The 6,735-nt window shown below is 52.7% G+C and carries 4 protein-coding genes; all 4 read right to left on the bottom strand.

Annotated elements, in window-relative coordinates; genetic code table 11:
* Nucleotides 1–16 precede the first annotated feature (16 nt).
* Nucleotides 17–1,504 carry a DUF1501 domain-containing protein gene (locus AACZ40_RS02895; RefSeq protein ID WP_291176945.1) on the bottom strand — a complete coding sequence of 496 codons (1,488 nt, stop codon included), beginning with the start codon at nt 1,502–1,504 and terminating at the stop codon, nt 17–19.
* 69 nt (nt 1,505–1,573) lie between these two features.
* Nucleotides 1,574–4,696, bottom strand: coding sequence for a DUF1549 and DUF1553 domain-containing protein (locus tag AACZ40_RS02900; RefSeq protein ID WP_339673194.1), 3,123 nt, complete (start codon nt 4,694–4,696; stop codon nt 1,574–1,576).
* Nucleotides 4,697–4,789: 93 nt separating this feature from the next.
* Entirely contained in the window at nt 4,790–6,439 is a 1,650-nt protein-coding gene (locus AACZ40_RS02905; RefSeq protein ID WP_291176950.1) for a LamG domain-containing protein, read from the bottom strand.
* A partial coding sequence (locus AACZ40_RS02910) for a sigma factor-like helix-turn-helix DNA-binding protein (RefSeq protein WP_339673198.1) occupies nt 6,436–6,735 on the bottom strand: 300 nt, incomplete at its 5' end. The genes AACZ40_RS02905 and AACZ40_RS02910, both read right to left, overlap by 4 nt.

Below are 6,735 nucleotides of genomic sequence, written 5' to 3' on the forward strand. Positions count from 1 at the left end.
TTACGAATGAACTGCCTTACGCAATAATATCATTGATTACGTGGCCGCCTACATCCGTCAAACGGAATCGTCGTCCGCTGTAGAGATAAGTCAGTTTTTCATGATCCATGCCCAGCAGTCTCAAAATGGTGGCGTGCAGGTCATTCACGTGGACTTTATTCTCCGCCGCTTTGAAGCCGATCTCATCGGTGGCACCATAGCTGGTTCCCGCTTTGACTCCGCCCCCTGCCAGCCAGGTGGTGAAAGCGTGTGGATTGTGATCGCGGCCCGGCGTGGCGCCTTTCTGGGCGATGGGCAGTCGTCCAAATTCACCACCCCAGATCACCAGGGTTTCATTGAGCAGGCCCCGCGCTTCCAGGTCAGCCAGTAATGCTGCGATGGGCTGGTCGGTTTCTTCAGCGAATCCGCTGTGGTTGCCTTTGATATCTGAGTGGCCATCCCAGCTCCGCTGGTTTTCCATGCCGCCGGAATAGATCTGCACAAAGCGAGTGCCCCGTTCAACCATCCGCCGTGCAATCAGACACTGTTTGGCAAAGTGTTCACACTTCTTATTGCCAATCCCATACTGTTCCTGGAGATGTTTCGGTTCCTGGGCAATATCAAGGGCTTCGGGTGCGGCGCTCTGCATCCGGTAGGCCAGTTCGAAGCTTTCAATGCGTGCTGCCAGTTCCTGATCACCGTCATTTTGCTGCAGATGCTGACGATTGAGCGATTTCAGCAAATCCAGTTGAGAACGCTGTCGTCCTTTTTCGGTGAGGACAGCGGGAGGCTGCAGATTATCAATTGGTTCACCCGTCGGTCGCAAATAGGTTCCCTGGTAAACACTGGGCAGAAAACCGGCTCCCCAGTTCAGGCTCTGTCCTTTGGGTAACCCACGTCCCAGCGGGTCGGACATCACAACAAATGCGGGCAGGCTGTTACTTTCAGAACCGAGTCCATAAGTGACCCAGGAACCGACACAGGGGTAACCCATTTTGGGCAGTCCGCTATTCATCATAAACAGGGCAGGGCTGTGGTTATTCGATTCCGTATGACCTGAGTGAATGAAGGCCATTTTGTCGACGTGTTGTGCCATGTTCGGGAAAATCTCGGAGACCCACTTTCCCGATTCACCATACTGTTTGAACTTGAACGGGCTTTTCATGAGAGGCCCGACCGAATTCTGAAAGAAGCCGGTTTTGTTGTCGAAACCTTCCAGCGCGACTCCATCCCGTTTTTCCAGTTCGGGTTTATAATCCCAGGTATCGACCTGGCTGGGACCGCCGTTGATAAACAGCCAGATGACTGCCTTGGCTTTGGGCGGGAAGTGAGTCGACTTCGGCGCCAGTGGATTGGTGGCCTGCATCGAAGGAGCGGCTGCTGACTGTTCCAGCACTCCCTCCTGTTGCAGAAGGCTGAGCAGTCCGAGTGTCCCCAGACCGCTGCCCGCGCGTTTGAGCAACTGTCGGCGGGCCATTAACTGGTTCAGTGAAATTGTCGGTAATTCGCTGGATGAAGGTCTCATCTCAAAGCCTCTCAATATGAACTTCGTCTGGATAACGGTTTCGCAGGTGTCGTGTGTGTAACGGTTGCTTCAGTTCGGGTAGATGAATTCGTTGGTGCTGAGTAACGCATGAGTGAAATCCGTTAACGCCAGCAGTCTGGCATTTTCTTTTTTCTCTTTCTGGTAGGACGTCTCATGCTGACGAATAAACTCGAGCGAGATCGCGGTTTCGCTGTCTGTCGGATTTCTCCCTAAAGCGATCTGGTAGGCGTTCTGAATGTTTTTTTCGAGTGAATCCGGATGTTGTTTAAGAATCCGTTCTGCGAATGAACCGGCGCTCTTCCGGATGAAATCGGCGTTCATAAACAGCAATGCCTGCGGGGCAATGGTCGTGCTGGAACGTTGGCCGATACTGACGAGTGCCTCGGGGGCATCAAAGAGCTGCATCATCGGGATCAACTGGCTGCGTTTGATTTTGAAATAGATGCTGCGTCGCTGGTTGTCCTGCTGCAGTGATCCGGGGCCATACATGGTCGGGTCCAGTTGATTGCCCACATACAGAATCGCATCGCGGATCACTTCCCCTTCCAGTCGTTGCGGTGAGTGTCGCCAGTAACGTTTGTTCTCCGGATCGACTTTCGCTTTGGCTGGATCAAAATCCGTTGACTGCCGATAGGTGGCGCTCAGCATGATTTCTTTATGGAGTGGCTTTAACTGCCAGTCGTATTTGATAAGTTGATTTGCCAGGTATTCCAGCAACTCGGGATGCGTGGGGCGGTCTCCCTGTAATCCGAAGTCGTTGGGAGTGGCGACAATTCCCGTTCCGATATGATGTTGCCAGAGTCGATTAGCCATCACGCGTGCCAACAGCGCCCCTGCGCCCTGTTGGGTATCGGTCATCCAGTTCGCCAGCGAAGTGCGGCGGTAGGATGTGGTAGCGGATTCGGGAGGTGCTTCAATCCAGGACTCTTCCTGCTGAGGGGTACGCATGAGGACCTGCAGGAATCCCTGGCTGGCGACTTTGCCTTTCTGATCCGTGTCTCCCCGTGTGAGATGATAGGTTTCTTCGAAGAAGTCTTTTCCCTGGGTATGATGCCGGACAGGTTTAATATCCGGACCTTCACTGCAGATCATGACTTTCGTCAAAGCCGGTTGCGGCTCGGTTTTCAGATGCGTTTCGACTTTCTCTTTCAGAGTGATCCACTGGGGATCCTGTTGTTCAAACTGACGCTTCAAGATTTCTTTCTGAGCTGCGGACAGTTTTTCCGGTTTTCCTTCCTGGACAAATTGCAGTGCCTGCGAAAGTGCTTCGGGACTGCCATTGCCGGTTTTTATTTCGGAGACCGTGGTGTTGCTGACGGAAAAACGGGGACGACCGATACTGTGATTCACATTGTTTGTGAACGACATGCTGATGGTCAGTTCGGTTTCGCCAGCCTGGTCCAGTGGTTTTTCCAGATCGAAAATGACTGCCTGATCTTTGCCGATGCCACCCAGGTCGACGGCCCAGCCCGATCCGTATTGGCCGTCGATGGCGCTGGCAGCAGAAAGCGTGGTCTGATTCTGCTCATGCGTTGCACGGGCATTCGTGAGTTTGAGTTCTACAGCAGTCGCTTTTTTATCCTCAACGGATTTCGCGTTGACTTTGAAGGCAGTCAGGGAAAAGTTCCCGTTGACCGCACGACCCGGACCCTGTTTGGGCAGAGAGCGATGTGAGAGTGCTTCCAGTCGAATGGACCGGATGGGATTTACACTGGTACGTAACGTGAAAGTATAACTGTCCTGGTTGATATTCGGACCACTGACGAGGACCGAGCCATCGTCCAGTTTTTCAAAGCGGGCTTTGCCTTTTGAAGTATGGCCAATCACTTCGGGTACAATCCATTCATCAAGCTGAACTGTCGCCGCTTTGCCTGACTGCAGCCATTTTATGAATGCCGGTTCCACCGATGACGTTTCATACTCCTGCAATGCTTTGACCAGCGGCGCGTGTGCCTGATCGAATACTGCTTTATCTTTTTGGTATTGTTCGGGATCCAGGTCGAGTTCGATTTCCGTACGCACCGTGGTCGTAAATGTGGAAAGCATCCGGTAATAGTCGTTAGCGGGAATAGGATCAAATTTGTGATCATGGCAGCGCGCACAGCCGACGCTCAGCCCCAGCATGGCCAGGCTGGTTGTATTGAGCATATCGTCGAGCGCGTCATAGCGGGTGCGTTCAACTTCATTGGCCGTAATCTGAGTCGGGAAGACGCCAGCACCCAGAAAGCCGGTTGCCATTAGCGCCAGCGGGTTATCCGGGTCAATTTCATCACCGGCCAACTGCCATTTCACAAACTGATCGTAGGGCATATCCTGGTTTAGGGCTTTGATCACAAAGTCGCGGTAATGGTAAGCATAATTACGATCGTAATCGTGTTCGAAGCCGTGACTCTCTGCAAAGCGGGCGATGTCCAGCCAGTGGCGGGCCCAGCGTTCGCTGTAATGCGGGCTGTCCAGTAACCGGTCGATCAACTTTTCATAAGCATCGGGAGACTGGTCTGCCAGGAACTCTTCGATTTCTGCCGGTGTGGGGGGCAGGCCGATCAGATCAAAATAAGCGCGACGGATATAGACGCGTTTACTGACCTCGTCATTGGGGCTCAGTCCTTTTTCCTGTTGCTGTGCAAGAATGAACTGGTCGATATTATTATGAGCCCACTCATTCTGTTTCACCTGGGGAATAGCAGGCTGATGCAGCGGCTGGAACGACCAGAATTTCCGGTCATCACTGCTGACTTGCATTGCTCCATCATCAGCGGCTCCCGATGTCGCCAGCGCTTTATCGAAGGGAGCCCCGAGATCAATCCATTTTGACAGAGTGGCAATTTCTTTCTCAGAGAGTTTCGGTTCTTTGAGAGGCATATAGGGTTCTTCACGGTGTTCGACCAGCGCCATCAGGTAGCTGTCTTTCGCCGTCTTGTCGATCATGCCACTTTCCAGCAGTTTTTTGCGATTTGAGAGATCGAAATCTCCCTTTATCGATTTGCCTCCATGACATTTCAGGCATTTGGCAACGAGCAGGGGACGGACTTCTTTTTTGAAGAGCTCCAGTCCCTGCTGCATCCGGCGGGCATGGTCGGCTGGCAGATCGGTTTTCTTTTCTGCTGCCGGGAGAGAGTCTGTGAAAACTATTCCCGGTATCATTGTGAGCGCGATTAGAAGATTTCGCATCAATGCCTCGTTGTTAGGAAGTTCCAGCTGGTGAGAATTCAGGGAGTGACCATCGGATATCACCATGTCACAACAATTGGTAAATGAAATCAATCAGGAATTCGGTTTTCCCGACTGGTATAACTGCAATATTTCTTCAGCAGGTAACGCGCGACCGAACAGAGCAAATTCGTCCAGACGCCCGTTTAGACTGCGGATGGAGTGGGCCCCCGTATGTTCCTGCGGTCGCCAGTTACCGATCTCAGCAGGGCCGATGACCAGGGGGACCGGGTTTTCGATTTTATGGTGGCTGACCGCGACGCCGTCCAGGTAGTGTACGACTTCCCGTTTCTGATGATCATATACGGTCACCAGAAAGATCCAGCGTCCCAGGTCGGTCGGCTGCAGCACCACGGGAGAAAAATAGTTCTTGCCGGGCCCCGTTTTGACACCCAGGATCATTTCGCCTTTGTCGCTGAGTTGCCAGTGCGGGTTGCCGGGATTGTATCCGTCAGTCAGCATTAACGAACTGAGCCAGCGATCAAAGCCTTCGATACGGACCCAGGCCATAAAGGTCAGCGACTGGTATTCTCCGGGAATATGAGTGCGTACCCGGTCGCTGGTTCGCTTGAATTCCAGGCTGCGTTTTTGTGGCCAGCGTCCCGAAGTCCACTGACAGCCGACGATGGCTCCGTTTGTAGACGATGAGGGCTTCTGCTGGCTCTTGTTATTGAGGGTGCGGAGCCAGTTAGATGATTCTTCAAAATCATAATATGCGATGATGGAAGGGTCGGCCTTCAGCATGGTATTCTGTTCCTGCCAGCGTTTGAACTGCTGTGCCTGCTGCTGTTCGACCAGTTGTGACAGCTCTTCTGAATCGATGAAAGGTAACATTGCTTTCTGAAGTCGATCAATTGTACCCCGCTGATTGAACTGTACTCCTTCCCCGGTGGTCAAACTCTGAATGTTCGCTTGTGTTGACTGGCTGTCCGGAGAATGCAGTTCTACTTTACCGTCGATGACCTGCACCTGTCCGCTGCCGGACTGATCCAGTGAGAGAGTAAACTCGGTTCCCAGATCAACGACGTTTAACCGGGATGTTTCCATCGTGAACCCGTGGGCCTGTTCGGGGACAGACGCGCGTACTTTTCCGTATTGGCAGAATGCTTTCAGCGGGGAGATCAGTTTTACCGCCGCCGGGCCTTCGATCAGAATTGAAGCACCGCTGATCAGTTCTACCTGGATGGTGCCCTGTTTCAGTTTCAGCCAGCCGGCAGAAAGCCCCGCACCAGCTTGCAGATTACGGCTGGTGTCCCACTCGACGCCGACGGCTTGGGTTAACAGAGCGATATGATCTGTTTGAGGCGTACTGATTTCATTGGATTGATTTTCCGGGGCAGTGTCCGCGATGGATGGCAGGTTGTCGGGTCTGGTGTTCCAGCCGGCATAATAAGCCAGCGAGAGCAGGAGTGTCGCCGCGATCAGTGAAGAACCCAGTATCAATAGAAAGCGGGTTGTGTTCAATGGGGAGGGAGGATTGTCCGTTGGGGGCTGAGGAATCCAGTCTTCCGATGCTGTTGTTTCGTTCGCCCAGGAAGCGAGTCCGTTATGCACGTGCATGTAGTCGATATAAAGTTGACGCTGTTCGGGATCCGCTGCAAGCAGTTGTTCCAACTGCTGCTGTTGCTCGTCGCTGATAGTGCCCTGCAGAAAAGCGTCGATCAGTCGTATCGTCTGGTTGTCAGGCGTTGTATTCTGGTTCATGATCCCATCTCCGCAGAGTGGAGTGTCTGTTGCATGCAGTCCATAAGCTTCAGACGCAGGCGAGAAAGTTTCTTATAGAGTGCCTCGCAGGAACGTCCTGTCTGTTCAGCCACTTCTTTGATGCTGTGGCTCCCTTGATAGCAGTCCTGGATGAGTTTCCGGCTCTCGACATCCAGCTTCTGAATACAGTTCTGCAATGCCCGTTGTCTGTGTTCGGCTTCCGGTAATGAAGTTGACTGTTGTGCTGCAATGAGTGACAGGATTTCATCCGAAAAATAATGTCGATCCCGGCTCTG

It is taken from the genome of uncultured Gimesia sp. (assembly GCF_963972345.1).
In the GTDB taxonomy this organism is placed as follows: domain Bacteria; phylum Planctomycetota; class Planctomycetia; order Planctomycetales; family Planctomycetaceae; genus Gimesia.

Coding starts and splice junctions, on each gene's coding strand:
- AACZ40_RS02900 (WP_339673194.1), bottom strand. CDS start 4,696: ATGCGAAATCTTCTAATCGCGCTCACAATGATACCGGGAATAGTTTTC.
- AACZ40_RS02895 (WP_291176945.1), bottom strand. CDS start 1,504: ATGAGACCTTCATCCAGCGAATTACCGACAATTTCACTGAACCAGTTA.
- AACZ40_RS02905 (WP_291176950.1), bottom strand. CDS start 6,439: ATGAACCAGAATACAACGCCTGACAACCAGACGATACGACTGATCGAC.